19 protein-coding genes are annotated in these 17,206 nt (G+C 75.5%); 10 read left to right on the top strand and 9 right to left on the bottom strand.

The annotated features are described in order from the left end of the window. Nucleotides 1-20 precede the first annotated feature (20 nt). From WBK50_RS17440 to WBK50_RS17425, 4 genes are read left to right on the top strand one after another with little or no spacing between them, the layout of a single operon-like run. Nucleotides 21-788, top strand: coding sequence for an SDR family oxidoreductase (locus WBK50_RS17440; RefSeq protein WP_341336633.1), 768 nt, complete (start codon nucleotides 21-23; stop codon nucleotides 786-788). Next, nucleotides 779-2,308, top strand: a complete 1,530-nt coding sequence (gene rfaE2 / locus WBK50_RS17435; RefSeq protein WP_341336632.1) for a D-glycero-beta-D-manno-heptose 1-phosphate adenylyltransferase — start codon at nucleotides 779-781, stop codon at nucleotides 2,306-2,308. Before WBK50_RS17440 ends, rfaE2 begins: the two co-directional genes overlap by 10 nt. After that, on the top strand, nucleotides 2,305-2,946 hold the full coding sequence (locus WBK50_RS17430; RefSeq protein ID WP_341336631.1) for a glycosyltransferase: 642 nt from the start codon (nucleotides 2,305-2,307) through the stop codon (nucleotides 2,944-2,946). Before rfaE2 ends, WBK50_RS17430 begins: the two co-directional genes overlap by 4 nt. Further along, nucleotides 2,943-3,905 carry a bifunctional heptose 7-phosphate kinase/heptose 1-phosphate adenyltransferase gene (locus WBK50_RS17425; RefSeq protein WP_341336630.1) on the top strand — a complete coding sequence of 321 codons (963 nt, stop codon included), beginning with the start codon at nucleotides 2,943-2,945 and terminating at the stop codon, nucleotides 3,903-3,905. Before WBK50_RS17430 ends, WBK50_RS17425 begins: the two co-directional genes overlap by 4 nt. Here WBK50_RS17425 and WBK50_RS17420 read toward each other — a convergent pair. Then, nucleotides 3,863-4,849 carry a glycosyltransferase family 9 protein gene (locus tag WBK50_RS17420; RefSeq protein ID WP_341336629.1) on the bottom strand — a complete coding sequence of 329 codons (987 nt, stop codon included), beginning with the start codon at nucleotides 4,847-4,849 and terminating at the stop codon, nucleotides 3,863-3,865. The two genes, WBK50_RS17425 and WBK50_RS17420, sit on opposite strands and share 43 nt — an antisense overlap. Nucleotides 4,850-5,030: 181 nt before the next feature. Between WBK50_RS17420 and WBK50_RS17415 the strand changes: the two genes are divergently transcribed. Together WBK50_RS17415 and WBK50_RS17410 are read left to right on the top strand one after the other, a co-directional pair. Further along, the gene (locus WBK50_RS17415) at nucleotides 5,031-6,146 is read left to right on the top strand and encodes a baeRF2 domain-containing protein (RefSeq protein WP_341336628.1); all 1,116 of its coding nucleotides are present in this window, start codon (nucleotides 5,031-5,033) and stop codon (nucleotides 6,144-6,146) included. A gap of 37 nt (nucleotides 6,147-6,183) precedes the next feature. After that, entirely contained in the window at nucleotides 6,184-6,720 is a 537-nt protein-coding gene (locus WBK50_RS17410; protein WP_341336627.1) for a hypothetical protein, read from the top strand. On the opposite strand, the gene WBK50_RS17405 is transcribed toward WBK50_RS17410, so the two are convergent. From WBK50_RS17405 to WBK50_RS17385, 5 genes are all read right to left on the bottom strand, one after another. Beyond that, the gene (locus WBK50_RS17405; RefSeq protein ID WP_341336626.1) at nucleotides 6,710-6,865 is read right to left on the bottom strand and encodes a hypothetical protein; all 156 of its coding nucleotides are present in this window, start codon (nucleotides 6,863-6,865) and stop codon (nucleotides 6,710-6,712) included. The two genes, WBK50_RS17410 and WBK50_RS17405, sit on opposite strands and share 11 nt — an antisense overlap. Before the next feature lie 5 nt (nucleotides 6,866-6,870). Further along, nucleotides 6,871-8,571 (bottom strand): CheR family methyltransferase, encoded by a 1,701-nt coding sequence (locus WBK50_RS17400; RefSeq protein ID WP_341336625.1) that lies wholly within the window; start codon nucleotides 8,569-8,571, stop codon nucleotides 6,871-6,873. Nucleotides 8,572-8,608: 37 nt separating this feature from the next. After that, nucleotides 8,609-9,391: an STAS domain-containing protein gene (locus WBK50_RS17395; protein ID WP_341336624.1), complete on the bottom strand. Its 783-nt coding sequence runs from the start codon at nucleotides 9,389-9,391 to the stop codon at nucleotides 8,609-8,611. Continuing rightward, complete coding sequence (locus WBK50_RS17390) at nucleotides 9,388-10,419, bottom strand: chemotaxis protein CheB (RefSeq protein ID WP_341336623.1); 1,032 nt, start codon at nucleotides 10,417-10,419, stop codon at nucleotides 9,388-9,390. Before WBK50_RS17390 ends, WBK50_RS17395 begins: the two co-directional genes overlap by 4 nt. A 66-nt stretch (nucleotides 10,420-10,485) precedes the next feature. Next, nucleotides 10,486-11,439 (bottom strand): anti-sigma factor antagonist, encoded by a 954-nt coding sequence (locus WBK50_RS17385; RefSeq protein WP_341336622.1) that lies wholly within the window; start codon nucleotides 11,437-11,439, stop codon nucleotides 10,486-10,488. 388 nt (nucleotides 11,440-11,827) lie between these two features. On the opposite strand from WBK50_RS17385, the gene WBK50_RS17380 reads away from it, so the two are divergent. Genes WBK50_RS17380 through WBK50_RS17370 form a run of 3 tightly spaced genes read left to right on the top strand, consistent with a single transcriptional unit; the run spans nucleotide 11,828 to nucleotide 13,699 of the window. Beyond that, the gene (locus WBK50_RS17380) at nucleotides 11,828-12,484 is read left to right on the top strand and encodes a HemK2/MTQ2 family protein methyltransferase (protein WP_341336621.1); all 657 of its coding nucleotides are present in this window, start codon (nucleotides 11,828-11,830) and stop codon (nucleotides 12,482-12,484) included. Further along, the gene (locus WBK50_RS17375) at nucleotides 12,474-12,683 is read left to right on the top strand and encodes a CDGSH iron-sulfur domain-containing protein (protein WP_341336620.1); all 210 of its coding nucleotides are present in this window, start codon (nucleotides 12,474-12,476) and stop codon (nucleotides 12,681-12,683) included. Before WBK50_RS17380 ends, WBK50_RS17375 begins: the two co-directional genes overlap by 11 nt. After that, complete coding sequence (locus WBK50_RS17370; protein WP_341336619.1) at nucleotides 12,683-13,699, top strand: iron-containing redox enzyme family protein; 1,017 nt, start codon at nucleotides 12,683-12,685, stop codon at nucleotides 13,697-13,699. The genes WBK50_RS17375 and WBK50_RS17370 overlap by 1 nt, the downstream gene beginning before the upstream one ends. Before the next feature lie 98 nt (nucleotides 13,700-13,797). On the opposite strand, the gene WBK50_RS17365 is transcribed toward WBK50_RS17370, so the two are convergent. Continuing rightward, nucleotides 13,798-14,139 (bottom strand): STAS domain-containing protein, encoded by a 342-nt coding sequence (locus WBK50_RS17365; RefSeq protein WP_341336618.1) that lies wholly within the window; start codon nucleotides 14,137-14,139, stop codon nucleotides 13,798-13,800. Nucleotides 14,140-14,303: 164 nt separating this feature from the next. Then, nucleotides 14,304-14,966, bottom strand: coding sequence for a DUF1990 domain-containing protein (locus WBK50_RS17360; protein WP_341336617.1), 663 nt, complete (start codon nucleotides 14,964-14,966; stop codon nucleotides 14,304-14,306). Nucleotides 14,967-15,116: 150 nt separating this feature from the next. On the opposite strand from WBK50_RS17360, the gene WBK50_RS17355 reads away from it, so the two are divergent. After that, nucleotides 15,117-16,103 carry a YihY/virulence factor BrkB family protein gene (locus tag WBK50_RS17355; RefSeq protein WP_341336616.1) on the top strand — a complete coding sequence of 329 codons (987 nt, stop codon included), beginning with the start codon at nucleotides 15,117-15,119 and terminating at the stop codon, nucleotides 16,101-16,103. Here the strand turns inward: WBK50_RS17355 and WBK50_RS17350 are convergent. Then, nucleotides 16,083-17,204: a hypothetical protein gene (locus tag WBK50_RS17350; RefSeq protein ID WP_341336615.1), complete on the bottom strand. Its 1,122-nt coding sequence runs from the start codon at nucleotides 17,202-17,204 to the stop codon at nucleotides 16,083-16,085. The two genes, WBK50_RS17355 and WBK50_RS17350, sit on opposite strands and share 21 nt — an antisense overlap. Between the last annotated feature and the right edge of the window lie 2 nt (nucleotides 17,205-17,206).

Genomic DNA, 17,206 nt, shown 5'->3' with positions numbered 1-17,206 from the left:
CCCTACCGAGAGGACATCCCATGACCTCGACCGTGACCGATCCCCGGACCTCGCCCGACCCCACCGAGCAACCCCTGGACTCCCGCCCGGTCGGGCGCGTGCTCGTCACCGGCGCGGCGTCGGGCCTCGGCCGGGCCGTCGCGGGTGCGGTGGCCACCGCCGGCGGGACCCCGCTGCTCCTCGACCGCGTCGACCCCCGGGACGGGGCGGGCGAGGCCCTCGGGGACGCCCCGACCGCCGTCGTCGACCTGACCGACGGCCGCGCGGCCGAGGACGCCGTCGCGGACCTCGCCGCCCGCGTCGGCGGTCTCGACGCCGTCGTCACCGCGGCGGGGACGGACGCCTGCGGGCGGATGGAGGACATCCCCGGGGCGGACTGGGAGCGCGTCGTCCAGGTCAACCTGCTCGGGACGGCCGCGGTGATCCGCGGCGCGCTGCCCGCCCTGCGGGAGAGCCGCGGCCGGATCGTGACGGTCGCCTCGACGCTCGGCTTCCGCGCGCTGTCCGACGCCAGCGCCTACTGCGCCTCGAAGTTCGGTGTCGTCGGGATGAGCCGGGCCCTGATGGCGGAGCTGGCCGGGCAGGTCGGGGTGACGATGCTCGTTCCCGGCGGCATGGACACGGCGTTCTTCGACGGCCGCACCGAGCAGTACCGCCCCGGCCCGGACGCCGTGCTGAACGACCCGCGCAGGGTCGCCGCGACCGTGCTCTTCGCCCTGACCCGGCCGGAGGGCTGCGAAGTCCGCGAGCTCGTCGTCACCCCGTCCGTGGAGCCGTCGTGGCCGTGAGCACGCACCCGCCGGTGGAGCGGGGGTTCCCGGCGCCGGTGACGTCGGCCGGCGTGGTCGCCGAGCGCCGGCCACGGGTCCTGGTGGTGGGCGACGCCCTGCTCGACGGCTGGGTGTCCGGGCCGGCGCGCCGCACCGGCCGCGACGGGCCCGTCCCCGTCATCGAGCTCAACGACGCCCGCACCGCGCCGGGCGGCGCCGCGAACACCGCGGCCGCGCTGGCCGCCCTCGGGGCCGAGGTCGAGCTCGTCGCCGTGCTGGGCGACGACCACGACGGCCGCACGCTGCGCCGCGCGCTCGCCGAGGCGGGGGTGCGCACGGACCGCTGCGTGCTCGACCCCGCCCGGCCCACGACCGCGAAACGCCGGGTCATGGCGGGCGACCCGCCGGAGCACCTGGTCGCGCGGTTCGACGTCACGTCGCCGCCGATGGGCACCGCGGCCTCGCGGGCCCTCGCGGACCAGGTGACCGACGCGCTCGCCGAGGACCGGGACGCGGTGCTCGTCGCGGACTACGGGCTCGGCGCGCTCTGCGAACGGGTGCGCCGGCGGCTGGACCGGGCGCGGTCCCGGATGTCCCTGCTGGTCGTGGACGCGCACGAGCTGCGGCCGTGGGCCGCGCTGCACCCGGACGCCGTCACGCCGAGCGCCGAGGAGGCGGCCCGGCTGCTCGCCGAACCCGAGCCGTCCGGGGACCGGGTCGCCTGGGCGGCGGCCCGGCACCGCGCGCTCGTCGAGGCGTCCGGCGGGGCCGAGGTGCTGCTCACCCTCGACGTGGACGGGGTCGTCCAGCTGCCGCGGGCGGACGCGGTGCCGGTGCACCAGGCCGCGGCCGGCGCGGCACCCGCGTCCCGGGCCTGCGGCGCCGGTGACGTGTTCACCGCCGCGTGGACCGCGTCCCGGGCGTCCGGGGCGGAGCCGGCCGTGGCCGCCGCCCTCGCCCAGGCCGCGGCGGACGTCGCCGTCTCGCGGGGCGGCACCGTCGTCTGCACGACGGGGGCGCTGACGGCCCGGCTGGCGGCGGCGGACCCGGGCGCGGTGCTCGGCCACCACGACCTGCTGTCGGTGCTCGCCGAGCACCGCGCCGCGGGGCACCGGGTGGTGTTCACCAACGGCTGCTTCGACGTCCTGCACCGGGGGCACGTCGCGTACCTGCGTCAGGCCCGCCGGCTCGGGGACCTGCTCGTCGTGGCGCTCAACAGCGACGCCAGCGTGTCCCGGCTCAAGGGACCGACGCGCCCGGTCAACCCGCTGGAGGACCGGGCGGGCGTGATCGGGGCCCTGTCCGCCGTCGACCTCGTCACCGCGTTCGAGGCGGACAGCCCGGTCGAGCTGCTGGAGCTGGTCCGACCCGACGTGTACGCCAAGGGCGGGGACTACACGCCGGAGATGCTGCCCGAGACTCCCGTGGTCGAGGCGCTCGGCGGGGAGGTCCGGATCCTGGACTACCTCGCGGACCACTCGACGAGCGCGATCGTGGCGCGGGCGCAGGCCCTGGCGAGCAGGGGAGCAGCCGAATGACCCGGCTCGAGGTGCTCGTCCCGACCCGCGACCGGCCGGTCGAGCTGGCAACCGTGCTCGCGGGTCTCGCCTCCCAGGACCATCCGTTCGACGTGCTGGTGAGCGACCAGTCCGACGGCGCGGCCTCGTTCGACACGCACGCGGCGCGCGCGATGATCCGGGTGCTGGAGGCCGCGGGCCGTGGCGTCCGGACCGTCCGCCACCTGCCACGGCGCGGGTCGGCCGAGCACCGCGCGTCGATGCTCGCGGCGTCGTCGGCGGACTTCGTCCTGTTCTGCGACGACGACGTCTGGCTCGAGCCGGGCACCGTCGCCCGGCTGCACGACGCGATCCTGGAGCTGCGCTGCGGCCTGGTCGGCGCGGCGATGCCTGGGGAGCTGTGGGTCGCGTACAAGATCGCCTGGATCGCAGGGTGCGTGCTCTACGACCGCAGAGCTCTCGTCGAGATCGGCGGGTTCGAGCTCTGGCGGGACCTGCCCGTCGGGCACGCGGGCGAGGACGTCGTGGCGGAGCAGCGGGTGATGGAACGGTTCGGCGGTGCGGGGATCCTGCCCTCGGGCGCGGTGCACCTGAAGTCGCCGACGACCGTGCCGGACCGCTCGGTGGTGGCGGACTCCGTCCTGGGCCGGCCGGCGTGAGCGCGCCGGTGGTGGTGGTCGGGGACGCCCTGCTCGACGTCGACGTCGAGGGGCGGGTGGAACGCACCTCGCCCGACGCCGACGTGCCCGTCCTGGACGTCACGCGGGAGATCGCGCGGCCCGGTGGCGCCGGGCTCGCCGCCGTGCTGCTCGCCGCCCGGGGGGTGCCCGTCACGTTCGTCACGGCGCTGGCCGACGACGACTCCGGTGCGCGGCTGCGCGTGCTGCTCGACCGGGCGCTGACGCTGGTCGACGGGCCCGCCACGGGCGGCACCGTCGTCAAGTGCCGGTGGCGGTGCGCGGAGCGGCCGCTGCTGCGGACGGACAAGGGCCTCGGTGAGCCCGCCGCGCGGTTCGCCGACCGGGTGGTCCCGGCGCTGGCCGGGGCGGTCGAGCGCGCCGGGGCGGTCCTGGTGTCCGACTACGGCCGCGGGGTCGCGGCGAACCCGGGCGTCCGGGCGGTCCTCGCGGACGCGGTCCGGCGCGGCATCCCGGTCGTCTGGGACCCGCATCCGCGCGGCCCCGAGCCGGTCCCGGGCGTCCGCGTCGCGACCCCGAACCTGGCCGAGGCGGACCGGGCCGCCGGGCGGTCCGGCGCCGGGGGACCACGGCTCGAGGCCGGGACGGCCGGGCGAAGACTGCTGGGGCTGTGGGAGTGCGCCGCCGTCGTGGTGACCACGGGGGAGCGGGGCGCCGTGCTCGCCCGCCCGCGCACCCGCTGCGTCACCGTCGCGGCGCCGCGCGTACGCGGGGGAGACCCCTGCGGCGCCGGGGACGCGTTCGCCGGGCGGCTCGCGGCCCTGCTGGCGGACGGGGCCCGGCTCGACGACGCCGTGCGCGGCGCGGTGGAGTCCGCGGCCGGCTTCGTCGGCGGCGGCGGGGCCGGCACGGTCGACTGGGACGGCGCGGGCTGGCGTCAGGTGCGCGCGTCCGTGCCGGTCGGGGCCGCGGCCCGCTGACCCGGCCCGTCCCGGTCGAGGACGAGCGCCGCGGCGGCCAGCACCTCGTCGATCCGGACCGCGGTCAGCGCGGGGTCCGGCTCGTCGGCGAACCGGTCGCCGCGCCGCAGCTCGGCGTGGGTGAGGCTGCGGTGCGGCCCCGGCGGCGGACCCCAGCGCTCCGGCCCCACTGGCCCGAACAGCACCACCGACGGCGTCCCGTACGCCGACGCCACGTGCGCCACCCCGGTGTCCCCGCAGACGACGAGGACGGCGCCCGCCACCACCGTGCAGAGCTCGGTGAGCGACGTCCGCCCGGCCAGCACCCGCTCCGCCGGGAGCCCCGCCGCCGCGGCGACCTCCAGCGCGAGCTCCCGCTCCGGCGCCGTGCCGGTGAGGATCACCGGGGCCCGCCGCTCCAGCGCGCGGGCGATCGCGGCGAACCGCCCGGCGGGCCAGCGTTTGGCGCCGAACGCCGCCCCGGGATGCACGACGATCACCGGCGCGCCGCGGCCGGGCGGGGGCAGCCGCAGGTCGTCCGGGTCCGCGGGGATCCCGTGGTGCTCGAGCAGGGCGCACCACAGCGCCCGCTCGTGCGGGTGCCGCGCGGACACCTCGGCGCGGGTCGGCCCGCTCCAGCCCTCGACTCCGGTGCAGCGGAACCCGATCCGGTGTGCCGGCCGGGTCGCGTCGAGGGCCCGGTGGCTCTGCGGGCCGGCCCCGTGCAGGTTGACGGCGACGTCCGGTGGCCCGGAGGGCGGCGTCGGGAGATCGGCGGGGGACGTCACCGGCAGCACCTCGTCGACGGCCCCGGAGGCGAGGGCGAGCGGGGCGAGCGGGCCCGCGGTCGCGAGCAGGATGCGGTGCCCGGGGTGGGCCCGGCGCAGCGCGCGGAGCGCAGGGACCGCGACGAGCAGGTCGCCCAGGGCGAGGGCGCGCAGCACCAGCAGGGTCGGTGCCGGCACGTCGCCTCCTCCCTCGCGGACCCGGTGTCCGCCGTCGACGGACTGGTACCCGGGTGCCCGCGGATCACACCTGGCGCCGTTTCGCCGGGACCCGCGCGGGTACCGCGGCCGGTGGAGCCGTTCCGGGTGCCGCCCGGGGCACGACGGCCGGGCCGTCCGGCGGCCCGGAGAGGGAGATCCGATGCGACTCGACTGGCTGCGCACCGTCGCCGAGCAGAGCGGGCCCTGCGGCACGGTCCTGCTCGACGCCACCCACGAGACCCACGACGCGGAGCACATCGACCGCCTGCAGTGGCGTGGCATGTGCGAGTCCCTCACCGGGCAGGGCGCGGACGACGCCACCGTGGCGGCCCTCGACCGCGCCGTCACCGAGTCGGATCCGCCGGCCGGACCCTCCGGACGGGTCCTCGTGGCCGCCGGCGGCGGAGTCGTCCTCGACACCTCCACCCCCTTGCGGCCGGACCCGCAGGAGGCGGTCTGGGGGCCGATCGCGGACCTGATCCGGATCGTGGCCAACGTCCCGGAACCGGTGACGACCGTCGTGGTGCAGATCGACGAGACGGGCGGGGAGATCCTCGCACCGGACACCGACGGCGTGGAGGAGGTCGAGGGGCGGGACCACCCGGTCCACAAGGTCCGTGGCGGCGGGTGGTCGCACATGAACATGCAGGAGCGCGTCGAGGAGACCTGGCGGCGCAACACCGCCCAGGTCGCGGAGCGGGTCGACGAGCACGTCCACCGGACCGGCGCGCGCCTGCTGGTGATCGCCGGGGAGACCCGCTCCCGGTCCCGGCTCGTCGACGCCCTGTCGGAGCGCTCGGCGGGGATCGCGGTGGAGGTGGAGCACTCGGCCGGCAGCAGCGTCGACGAGCTGCGCGACGTCGTCGACCGCGCCGTGGAGGATCTGCGCCACCGGGACCGGCAGGCCGCGCTTGAACGGTACCGCGAGCTCGAGGCGAAGCCGGACGGCCTGGCCGCCGCGGGCCTGCGCACCGCGGCCGCGGCCTTCCGCGAGGAGGCCTGCGACACTGTCGTCGTCGATCCGGAGGGTCTCGGCGACGCGCGGCTCTGGGCGGCTGGGCCCACCGAGGTCGCCGTCACCCGGGACGAGCTGACCGGCCTCGGCCTCGAGCCCGTCGAGGTGGACGCCGGGTCGGGCCTGGTCCGGGCGGCCGCGTGCTCCGGCGCCGAGCTCGTCGTCCTCGACGAGACGCTCCGGGGGAGGCCTCACCGGTCGGGGACGGCGTCGGCGTGGTCCTGCGGCACGCCCTCTGACGGCGCGGGTGCGGCCGGGTGATGAGGTTGGCCGGCGCCGCGGTGGGTACCGGCAGGACATGCGACGTCAGCTTCTCCGCGGGGCGGCGGCCGGCGCCGCCGGCACGACGGCCCTGAACGCGGCGACCTACCTGGACATGCTGGTGCGGGCCCGGCCCGCGAGCACGACGCCCGAGGAGAGCGTCCGCCGGCTCGTCGAGCGGGATCGTCCGAACGCGCTGTCGGCGAAGGGCCCGGACAGCGACGAGGCCGCCAACCGGCGGACTGCGCTGGGGGCGTTGATGGGGATCGCGACCGGGGTCGGGGCGGGAGCGGTGCTCGGGGCGGTCCGGCCGCTCCTGGGCCCGCGCCGGCGCGTGCGGGCGATGGTCGTGGCGGCGCTCGCGGCGAACCTGGGCGGCGTGCTGCCGATGTGGGCGCTGGGGGTCAGCGACCCGCGCGAGTGGTCCGCGGAGTCGTGGCTCTCCGACCTCCTGCCGCACCTCGTCTACGGCGTCGTCACCGCGGTGGTCTACGACCAGCTGGACCACGACGGGCAGGACGGGCGCGGAAGGCGTTCGGCGGCCCGGGCGAGGCTGCGGCGGATCAGTCCATGACCAGCACGGCGCCGGAGGTCTGACGCTCGGAATCCACGAGCGGGGTGACGGTGACGGTGACCTCGACCTTGCGGCCGCGCCGGTTCACCGCCTGGAGCGTGATCTCCGCTCCCGTGCCGGCGTACCCCAGGGCGTCCCGCACCACCGGTCTCAGCTGCTCGAGCGGGAGCCCGATGTCCAGGTTGAGCAGGTGCTCGCCGCGGACCTCGTCCCGGCGCAGCCCCCGAGCTCCTCCGCGCCGGAGTTCCAGACGGTGATGCGCATCTGCCCGTCGACGACGACGACGGCGGAACGCAGCGAGGTGAGGATGGACTCGAGGAAGTCGTTGACCCTGTCGAGCTCGCCGCTGTGCTCCCGGACGTCGTCGTTGATGCGCTGGAGCTCGTCGTTGGTCGACCGCAGCTCCTCGTTCATCGTCTCCAGCTCCTCGTTCGTGGACTGGAGCTCCTCGTTGGTGGTCTCCAGCTCCTCCACGGTGGACTGGAGCTCCTCGTTGGTCGTCTCCAGCTCCTCGCTGGTGGACTGGATCTCCTCGTACGCCGACTCGAGCTGCAGGTTGGCCCGTTCCAGGTCGGCGAAGAGCCGGTGCGCGGCGGTGACGTCGTGGAAGACGATCGAGACGCCGAGGAGCTTGCCGTCCGCGGTCGCCAGCGGGCTGACGTGCACCTCGAACCAGCGGACGTCTCCGTCGGCGCGTTCCAGCCGGACGTCGGTCAGCCGCTGGGCCCGCCGCTCGATCCGGACCGTCTCCACGACGGAGCGCAGCTCGACCGGCCGGTAGGAGAGCTCCAGGTCCCGCAGCGGCCGCCCGACGTCCCGGGCCCCGACCCCGAGGAGCTCCTCCGCCTGCCGATTCGCCAGGGCCACGACGTCGTCCCCGGTGAGGACGATGTGGGGCACCGGGCCCGCGCTGAAGGCATGGTCCCGCAGCCGGTCGACGTTGCCGGCCCCGCCCCGGCTGTCCAGCACGAACTCCGGCGAGAACGACGTGGCCCCGGCGACCGCCGCGCCGGTCTTCCGGAAGATCCGCCGCCGCAGGTCGATCGGCTCGAACGAGCGGGCGTGGCTGAGCAGCATCTCGGCCTTGCCGAGGACCAGGACGCCGTCCGGGGCCAGAGCGAACCGGAACCGGCTCAGCGTGCCGGCCTGGGTCTCGGGAGTGAAGTACATCAGGGTGTTGCGGCAGGTCAGCAGGTCGATGCGGGAGATCGGAGCGTCCCGGACGAGGTCGTTGCGGCCGAAGATGACCGAGCGGCGCAGGTCCTTGCGGAAGGCGAAGCTGCCGGCCGCCGGTTCGAAGTACCGGCGGCGCAGGTCCTCCGGGACGCCCTCGAGGTCGCGCTCGCTGTACACCCCGGTTCGGGCGTGGGCCAGGGCGTCCTCGTCGACGTCGGTGGCGTAGATCTTCACCCGCTCGCGGAACTCGTCCGCGCCGAGGAGCTCGGCGAGCACGATCGCGACGGTGTAGGCCTCCTCGCCCGAGGCGCAGCCGGCGCACCAGACCCGGATCGGTGCCCCGTAGGGCCGTGCCTTCAGGAATGCCGGCAGCACGTCCGCCCGGAGGTGGTCCCAGGTGTCGGGGTCCCGGAAGAAGGCCGTCACGTTGATCAGGATGGTGGTGAACAGCGCGGTGAACTCGGCCGGATCCACCTGCAGGCGGTCCAGGTAGTCGCCGAAGTCCCGGACGCCGACCTGCTCCATCCGCCGGCACACCCGGCGGCGCAGGCTGGCGCGCTTGTAGCCGGTGAAGTCCGAGCCGCGGGACTCGCGCAGGTGGTCGAGCAGGGCCTCGAAGCCGTCGTCCGGCTCGATCGGCCCGGGGCCCGGCTCGTCGACCTCGTGCTGGCTCACACGCCAACGTTACCGAGGCGCGTCGCCCGCGGCGGCGTCACGGTGGGCCCGGTGTCCCGGGGAGGATCGCCGGGAGGTCGAGCGGGCCCTCCGGGCCGCCCGGGAGCGGGACGACCGCCCAGACGACCTTGCCCCCGTGCAACCTCGGGCCGTGTCCCCATGCCCGGGACAGGCCGTCGACCAGCCCGACCCCGCCCACCTCCTTCGCGTGCTCGACGAGCACCGGGGGGGTCGGGTCGTCGTCGTACACGGCGATGGACAGCCCGGTCGGCCGGAGCTCGAGCCGGACGGTGAAGTCCACGGTGGCCGCGTGCACGACCGTGTTGGTGACCAGCTCGGAGACGACGACCAGGGCCTCGTCGCACACCGGGAAATGCCAGTGCGCGAGTCTTTCCCGGGTCCAGACCCGGGCGGCCGCGGGGCTGTCGGGCTCGGCGGGCAGCGTCGTCTCGGCACGGCGGCGGAGCGCGCGGGAGCCGACGACGGCGAGCGCCTCGTGAACAGTGCGGAGAACCGGCACGAACCGGGGGACCGCGCTGCGGTGCAGGAGCGCGGAGAGCTCGGCGCCGGCTGCGGCGAGGGCCATCGGGATGTCCGGCCAGGACGAGATCCGCAGCCACACCGTCGGGAACACCGAGAGCGTCGTGACCCGGTCCGCCGTGAGCCCGGAGAGGTCGACCACGAGCGCGTCCGGGATCTCGGCGGCGTGTTTGAGCAGGGTGTCGCGCAGCTCCGGATAGGCGCGCACGTCGAGCCGGCCCTCCGGCCGGACGACGGCCGTCCGCCCCGCCGCCTCGTGCGTCACGCTCAGCAGGCTCATGAGGCCCCGTCCCCGTCCGGCATGACGACGCGGCGCGGTGGGAGCCCCGAGAGCAGCAGCTCACGCAGCACCTCGGCGGACTCCGCGGCCTCCCGCGCCGTGCCGGCGTGCCGGCGCTCCATGGCGGGGATGCGGCTCTCCGCCGCCGACTGCTGCATACGACGCGCGAAGCTCGACTTCTCCTCCAGCAGCCGGTAGGCGGTCCACAGTGCCCGTTCCAGCTTGTCGTGCTGGGCGTCGAGCAGGGCCTCGGCGGTCCATGCGTGGCCGACGCGGCAGCGGCACCGTTCGGTGTCCCGCAACGCGACCAGGGCCCCGTCGCAGTCCGGGCAGCTGTACCCGGCCACCTCGCCGAACGCCGCGAGATCGCGGCCGGTGCCGCTGTCCCCGTTCATCGCGATGGCCACCTCCGCCTCGTCGAGCTCCGACACCCGACCCGGGCCGGCCGGGACGACGTCCTCCTTGGCCAGCGTGCCCAGCAACGGCCCGAGCTCGTGCGCGGGCACCAGATGGTCCGGCTGCAGGAACCGGAGTACCGCCTCGGGCATCGCCGGGTACAGAGCGTCCGTCGGCTCCTGCACGACGACGGTGCCGCCCGCGGCGGCGATCGCCACCATCCCGGCGGCGCCGTCGTCGAGGACACCGGAGAGCTGGACCCCGATGGTCCGGTGGCCGTAGGCCCGGGCGGCGGAACGGAAGAGGGCGTCGATCGCGGGCCGGTGCCCGCTCTCGGTCGGCCCGTGGGAGAGGACCGTGATCCCGTCCGCGACCAGGAGATGATGGTCCGGGCGGGCGACGGTGATGGTGCCGGGGGCCAGTTCCGCGCGGTGCTTCGCCGCTGCGGCGGGGAGCGGCCCGGAGCGATCGAGGATCGTGCCGAGCGCGCTGGTGCCCCCTGCCTTGAGGTGCAGCACCACCAGGACGGCGGCCGGCAGATCCGCCGGCAGGCCCGCGACCATCGCGCGGAGCGCCTCCACCCCTCCGGCGGACGCCCCCACCACGATCAGATCGCGCCGTGCCACCGTCATTGCCTCCCCGCGCCGTGTCCGGACATCCGACGGGGTTCCCGCGGAGCCGATTCGTACACCCGGACCTCAGATGTCCGTCTCGCCGTTCGCCAGGCTCGCCGCGATCACGGCGAGCTTGACGTTGAGCAACTGCGATGCCTCGCGGAGCATCGCGAAGGCCTCGTCCTCGCCGATGCCGCGGCGCTCCATGAGGAGCCCCTTGGCCTGCCCGATCACGTCCCGGCTGCGGATCGCCCGGCGCAGCTGGGCCTTCTCCCGCTCCGCGGCGGTCCGGGCGAGGACCGCCGCCAGGGCGATCGAGGTGTGGGCGGCCAGGACGACGGCCCGGTCCAGGTCGACGGGCTCGAGGTCTCCCGGCCGGATCCGGTGCACGTCCAGGGTGCCGAACGCGCCGATCCGCGAGCGCCGGAGCAGCTCCAGCGACAGGACGGAGCGGGCCCGGGGGGCGGCCGGGCCGGGGGTCCGCCAGCTCTCGCCGTCCGCGTGGACGCTCATGCTGACGTGGTCGGCGCCCGGCACGACGCCCGGGGCGGCCGTGACGATGCACGCGAGCACGTCGTCGACGGTCGAGGCGTCGAGCAGGTCCCGGGCGAGCCCGACCAGCCCGGTCAGCGGCTCGTCGGGCACGTCCTCGGCGGTGCCGGGGGGCTCGCCGGCGGCGAGCGCGTCCTCGACGGTCTCGTGGACGGTGAACAGCGCCTGCATCCGGGCGATGGCGAGGACCCGCCCGACCACACCGTCCCCGAGCCCGGCCAGGTGGACGTCGCACGCGCCCGCCCGCGCCCGGTCGCGGAGCCGCATCAACGCCCCTACGCCGGCGGAGGAGAAGAAGGTGACGCCGCCGAGGTCGACCACGACCCGCTCGGCCGAGTCGATGGCGTCGACGAGGGTCTTCAGGAAGCGCGGCGCCGTGGCCAGGTCGATCTCCCCGCAGGGCATGACGACGGCCACTCCCGGGCACGGCCTGCGCAGCCCCTCGCCGGAACGACAGGGGGCGACGGGTCGGCGGGAAGTGGCCATCGCTCGTCCTCACCTACTCCTGGCAGGAGCTCGGGTCGTGGCGCTGGTGGGTCAACGTCGCACACACCGTAACGCCGACTCCCCTATGGGGCAGGGTGCGGGACGAAGTGGCACCGTTCGCGCAACGACCGGTGCGGCCGTGCGCGGATCCGGCCCAGGCGACGCCGACGGCGTCCTTCGCGAGCGCGGCGATGGGCATGCCGACCTTCCGTTCGGTGCCGGTGCTTGGTGCGTTCTCCGCACGGCTTTCCCGCTCCCGGGGGAGGCGCACACGGTCCTTGTGACCACGGCCACGCTAGGTGCTCAGGTTTGACGCCGGACGCCGCGAGGTAGCGACCGTACGGGTGCAGCGAGCCGCCCGCTCGCCGTCAAGACGAAGGACGCGGTCATGTTCCTGATCTCCCCGCCCGGGGTGTACCGGGCCCAGAGCGACACCGCCGTGATGGCGGGGGTCCTGTCCCGTGCCGGATACGCGGCCGGCCGGCACGTCCTGGACGTCGGGACCGGCTCCGGGGCGCTCGCCCTGGCCGCGGCCCGCGCGGGCGCCGCCTCCGTCACCGCCGTGGACCTGTCCTGGCGGTCCGTCGCGGCCACCTGGCTCAACACCCGGCTGCACGGCGCCCGGGTGACGGTGCGGCACGGCGACCTCTACGGTCCGGTCCGCGATCGGCGGTTCGGCCTGATCGTGGCCAACCCGCCGTACGTTCCCGCCGAGACCGCGGCACTGCCCCGCTTCTCGATCGCCCGCTGCTGGGACGCAGGCCTCGACGGCCGGGCCCTGCTGGACCGCATCTGCGACGGCGCCGAGGCCCGGTTGACCGACGACGGCCGGCTGCTCCTCGTCCACTCGGCCGTGTGCGGGGCCGACGCGACGGTCGAGCGGCTCGCCCGGCACGGGCTCGTCGCCGAGGTCGTCGAGCGGGCGCGGATCCCGTTCGGCCCGGTCATGCGGGCCCGCGCCGCGATGCTGGAGGCCCGTGGCCTGATCGAACCGGGGGACAACGTGGAGGAACTCGTCGTGATCGGGGCCCGCCGTGCCCGCTGAGCGGCGCCAGGTGGTGCTGACCGACGAGGGCCCGGTCCTGGTGTCCGGCCCGGTCGAGCTCGTCCTGCCCGACGGCCGCCGCGTCACCTCCGACCGCCCGGTCACCGCGCTGTGCGTCTGCCGTCGCAGCCACCGCTACCCGTTCTGCGACACCAGCCACCGTCGCAAGGTCCGCACCGGGGCCGGAGAGGAGTCCTGATGCTCGGCACCGCACCCGTCCGACCCGTCGAGACGGCGGCCCTCCCCGAGCCGCGGGGCCCGCTGTCGTCCGCGGTCGTGGCCGCCCTGCGGGGCGGGCCGGTCGGCGCCCCGCCCACGGACGACGCCGACCCCTACGGCGACGATCTCCAGCTCGCCCTGCACTGCTGCTACGAGCTGCACTACCGCGGCTTCACCGGGGTCGACCCCGAGCTCGAGTGGGACCCGGACCTGCTAGGCCTGCGCCGCGATCTGGAGCGGGTGTTCCTCGCCGCGCTCCACCGGGACGTCGAGCCCGGGGACGACGTGGCCGCGGAGGTCGACGCCCTGCTCGTCGAGCCGGTGGGGCCGGATGTCGGCGGCGTGTCCCACCACCTGCGGCGCGACGGCGAGCTGTGGCAGCTGCGCGAGTACGTCACGCACCGCTCGATCTACCACCTCAAGGAGGCCGACCCGCAGGCCTGGGTGATCCCACGGCTGGCCGGACCGGCGAAGGCCGCGCTGGTCACCGTGGAGCACGACGAGTACGGGTCGGGCGATCCCGACCGGATGCACGCCCGGCTCTTCGCGGACATGATGCGCGAGCTCGGCCTGTCCGACACCTACGGCGGCTATGTCGAGCACGTGCCCGGCGCGACGCTCGCCGAGGTCAACCTGATGTCGCTCTGCGGGCTGCACCGCAGCCTGCGCGGGGCGCTGGTGGGCCAGTTCGCGATGGTGGAGCTGACGTCGTCGCCGGGGTCGGAACGGCTGGTCAGGGCCATGCGCCGGCTCGGCTGCGGGCCTGCCGCGGTCCGGTTCTACGACGAGCACGTCGAGGCGGACGCGGTGCACGAGCAGATCATCCGGCGCGGGGTGCTGGACCCGATGCTGGCCGCCGAACCGGACCTCGCCGCGGACGTCGTGTTCGGGATCCGGGCGAGCCTGATGCTCGGCGACCGGCTCGGCGAGCACCTGCTGGGCTGCTGGAACGCCGGCCGGAGCAGCCTGCGCCGGGCGCTGCCGGACGTTGCGTGAGCGACCTCCGGATCGTCGCGGTCGACGTCGCCGCGCACGGGTGCCCGCGCACGCGGAGTGGGGTGGAGCGCCCGGCCGCTCCACCGGACCTGATCGCTCTACCGGACCTGGCCGGCGGGGCCCGAGCCGTCCAGGTCGGGGACCAGGTGGAAGAGGCTGTCCACGGCCGTGACCTGGAGGGGCCGCAGCACGGCCCGGTTGCCCGGCCCGGTCACGACGGTCAGGGCCGCGTCCGCGGCGTCCGCCGCGCGCTGCACCCGCACCAGGGCGGCGATGCCGCGGGACGCGAGGAACGTGACCCCGCTCAGGTCCAGCACCACCGACCGGTGCTCGTGCAGCAGCTCGATCGCGGCGTTCTGGAACGCGGTCGCCTCCGCCTCGTCGATCTCGCCGGACACCGCGAGCACCTGGGTCGGGGTGTCGCGGGTGCTGGGGCACACGGGTGGGATCTCCGTCCTCGACGCGGTCGGTGGGCAGCGATGGCAGACGTGGGAACGAGGGTACCGGGGAGGTGGCATCGGAGCAGGGTTCTCGACTCGGACGATGACCTCTTCCGACCGTAGCGCCCGCGCGCGGTCCGCGCGCCAAGTCGATCGCCGGGCCGTCAGCCCCTGGTCGAGCGGCCGGTGTACACCAGCACCCCGCCGACCGGCCGGCCCTCGGCGAGCTCCGCCACCCGCTCGCAGAACGTCGCCCAGACGTGGGTCTGCATCACCCGGGCCAGCCCCAGCCGGTCGTAGAGGAGATCCGCCCGCCGCCCGCTGCTCCGCGCCCAGGACTCGATCTCGAACCCCAGGTCGTCCCCGAGCCGGCCCGCCCGGAACCGGATGAGGCCGGCCTCGGGGTGCCCGCGGCGGGTCGCGAGCAGGAAGCACGTCGGGGTCCGGACGGCCACCCGGACCGGCCCGTCCCACGGTCCGGGCAGCCGCACGAGGTAGTCGTCGCCGACCTCCAGCTCGCCGGGCCGCCCGCTCTGCCGGTGGAACGCCGCGACCTCGCGCGGGGAGAGTGAGTGCAGGTCGTCGACGACCGCCCGCATGAGCTCGGCCGGTCCCAACGGGCTGTGCCGCAACCGGATCCGGTACCGGCGGTGGAACAGCGGGCCGGTGCCGTCCTCGGCGTGCTGGATGTCCGGTGCCGTGAGCGGGACCGGGGGCATCTCGACGTCCGTGACGTCCGCGTCCACGAAGTGCAGCGGCAGCGGCCGCCACAGGTAGCGCCAGGCGGCCAGCGCCGTGCCCACCGGGTAGCGGAACAGCCAGTTCATGGCGGAGGGGAGCACGGTGCCGGATGCCCACAACGGGCGCCGCTGAACCCTGCTCCGCCGTTCGGCGGGAGGACGGGGCCGGACGGCCGCGGTTGACGGCCACGAGACCTGGGAATCCCGCGCACTCCAGCCGACGACGAGAGAGAGCGCATGAGCGTGACACGGACGACCGGAGCGGACCGCGAGAAGACCACGGTCCCACCCGGCGACGACGCCGAGACCCCCGCCCAGATCCCGCCGCGGGGCTGGATCCAGGTGACGAAGCGGGCCTTCGCCGAGGCCAAGACGGACAACGTGCCGATCCTCGCGGGCGGGGTGGCGTTCTTCGCGTTCCTCGCCCTGTTCCCGGCGATCATCGCCGCGTTGACCCTCTACGGCATCGTCGCCGATCCCGCGCAGGTCGCGTCGCAGGTGCAGAGCCTCACCGCACTGCTGCCGGAGACGGCCCGCCCGCTCGTCGCGGACCAGGTGAACGCGGTGACGGCCGGGAGCGACGGCGCCCTCGGCGTCGGGCTGGTCGTCTCGCTGCTCGCGGCGCTGTGGAGCGCGTCCGGCGGGACGATGAACTTGATCAAGGCGACGAACCTGGCCTACGACGAGGACGAGACCCGCGGCTTTTTGAAGCTCCGGGGCATGGCCCTGGCCCTCACCCTGGGTGCGGTCGTGTTCGTGTTGCTGGCGGTGGCGCTGGTGGCCGGGGTCCCGGTGCTCTTCGACGCCCTCGGCCTCGGCGGGATCGGCCTGGTGCTCGCGCAGGTGCTGCGCTGGGCCCTGCTCGTCGGGCTCGTGATCGGCGCGCTCGCCGTCGTCTACCGGGTGGCCCCGGACCGCGACGCGCCGCGCTTCTCCTGGGTGAGCGTCGGCGCGATCGTGGCCACGGTCCTCTGGGTGATCGGCAGCGTCGCCTTCAGCCTCTACGTGTCGAACTTCGGCAGCTACAACAAGACCTACGGCGCGCTGGCCGGCGTCATCGTGCTCATGCTGTGGCTCTACCTCACCAGCTACATCGTGCTGCTCGGCGCCGAGATCAACGCCGAGAGCGAGCGGCAGACCGGCCGGGACTCGACGAAGGGCCCGGCCGAGCCGCTGGGCGAGCGAGGCGCGGTCGCGGCGGACTCAGTCGCGGAGCGCGGTTGAGGACGAGGACAGGGACTCCCGCATCAGCCGCTGCCGGGCCTGCTCGCGATGGCTGTACGCCGCGTCCCGGACGGCGGAGTCGTCCTCGAGCCCGGCGCCCACCGCGCCCGCCACGATGCCGAGCACCGAGGCCATCAGCGGGACGCGGAGGAACTCGGTGACGCCGACCGGTTCGGCGATCGTCCTCGACAGCAGGTCGGGCGGCACCACGACCAGTGCGGCGAGGGTGTTGAACGCGAACAGGGCTGTCGCGAACACCAGCGCGCCGAGCCCGATGGTGATCAGCGTGGCGAGGTTGAGCAGCCGGGCGTGCCCGCCGGCGGCGGTCCGGCTCTCCCACAGCCCGTGGCCGAGGACGAGCCAGACGATGAGCAGGGCGACGGCTCCGGCGCACGCGGCGGTCAGCCGGAGCGGGCCGAGCGCGGCCCCCAGCGACCAGATGCTCGTGTAGAACAGCCCGAAGGCGCTGCCCGCCGCCGCGGCGGCCAGCGGCTTCGACAGCCCGAGCGCGAGCCGCCACGGCCGCACGGTCCGCACGAGCCCGGCCAGCAGCCGGCCCCGCCCGCCCCGGCGGACCGCCAGCTCGACGTCCACGTCGTCGTCGGACGGCGCCACCCGGCGCAGCGCGCGGACACTGCGGCCGTGGGCCCGCTCCCGGCGCGGCCGGTCGGCGCCGACGGCGGTCGCGGGGCCGTGCAGCACCGGCAGCAGCTCGCCCACCAGGACGGCGATCAGGTCCACCGTGCGGCGGCGCAGCGTGAGCCCGCCGAGCGCCGGCAGCGAGCACAGCGCGGTGCGGTGCCGCAGGTCGACGGCCGCCGCGAGCACCCCGTTCGGCGTGGTCAGGGGCAGGTCGACGAGGCAGACGGCCATGTCCCAGCCCGTCCCGTCGACCCGGGCCCGGGCTTTGTCCATCAGCCGGTCGTGGTCCGGAACGGCCTCGACGGGCTCGGCGTGGATCCGCACGACCCAGCGGAACCGGCCGTCGACGCGCTCGTCGAGCGCCTGCGGCAGCCGCTCTGCCGCCTTCCGGGCGACGTCGGCCGGCAGGCTGGGATCGGTGAGCAGGCCGACGACGATCGTCGGCGGCTCCGGGATCACGT

The sequence above is a fragment of the Pseudonocardia sp. T1-2H genome (assembly GCF_038039215.1).
Lineage (GTDB): Bacteria > Actinomycetota > Actinomycetes > Mycobacteriales > Pseudonocardiaceae > Pseudonocardia.
Note: the sequence above shows the minus strand (reverse complement) of the source record. Positions and strands in the feature narration are given on the sequence as shown.

Coding starts and splice junctions, on each gene's coding strand:
- WBK50_RS17440 (WP_341336633.1), top strand. CDS start 21: ATGACCTCGACCGTGACCGATCCCCGGACCTCGCCCGACCCCACCGAG.
- WBK50_RS17430 (WP_341336631.1), top strand. CDS start 2,305: ATGACCCGGCTCGAGGTGCTCGTCCCGACCCGCGACCGGCCGGTCGAG.
- WBK50_RS17415 (WP_341336628.1), top strand. CDS start 5,031: ATGCGACTCGACTGGCTGCGCACCGTCGCCGAGCAGAGCGGGCCCTGC.
- WBK50_RS17410 (WP_341336627.1), top strand. CDS start 6,184: ATGCGACGTCAGCTTCTCCGCGGGGCGGCGGCCGGCGCCGCCGGCACG.
- WBK50_RS17395 (WP_341336624.1), bottom strand. CDS start 9,391: ATGAGCCTGCTGAGCGTGACGCACGAGGCGGCGGGGCGGACGGCCGTC.
- WBK50_RS17390 (WP_341336623.1), bottom strand. CDS start 10,419: ATGACGGTGGCACGGCGCGATCTGATCGTGGTGGGGGCGTCCGCCGGA.
- WBK50_RS17385 (WP_341336622.1), bottom strand. CDS start 11,439: ATGGCCACTTCCCGCCGACCCGTCGCCCCCTGTCGTTCCGGCGAGGGG.
- WBK50_RS17380 (WP_341336621.1), top strand. CDS start 11,828: ATGTTCCTGATCTCCCCGCCCGGGGTGTACCGGGCCCAGAGCGACACC.
- WBK50_RS17370 (WP_341336619.1), top strand. CDS start 12,683: ATGCTCGGCACCGCACCCGTCCGACCCGTCGAGACGGCGGCCCTCCCC.
- WBK50_RS17360 (WP_341336617.1), bottom strand. CDS start 14,966: ATGAACTGGCTGTTCCGCTACCCGGTGGGCACGGCGCTGGCCGCCTGG.
- WBK50_RS17355 (WP_341336616.1), top strand. CDS start 15,117: ATGAGCGTGACACGGACGACCGGAGCGGACCGCGAGAAGACCACGGTC.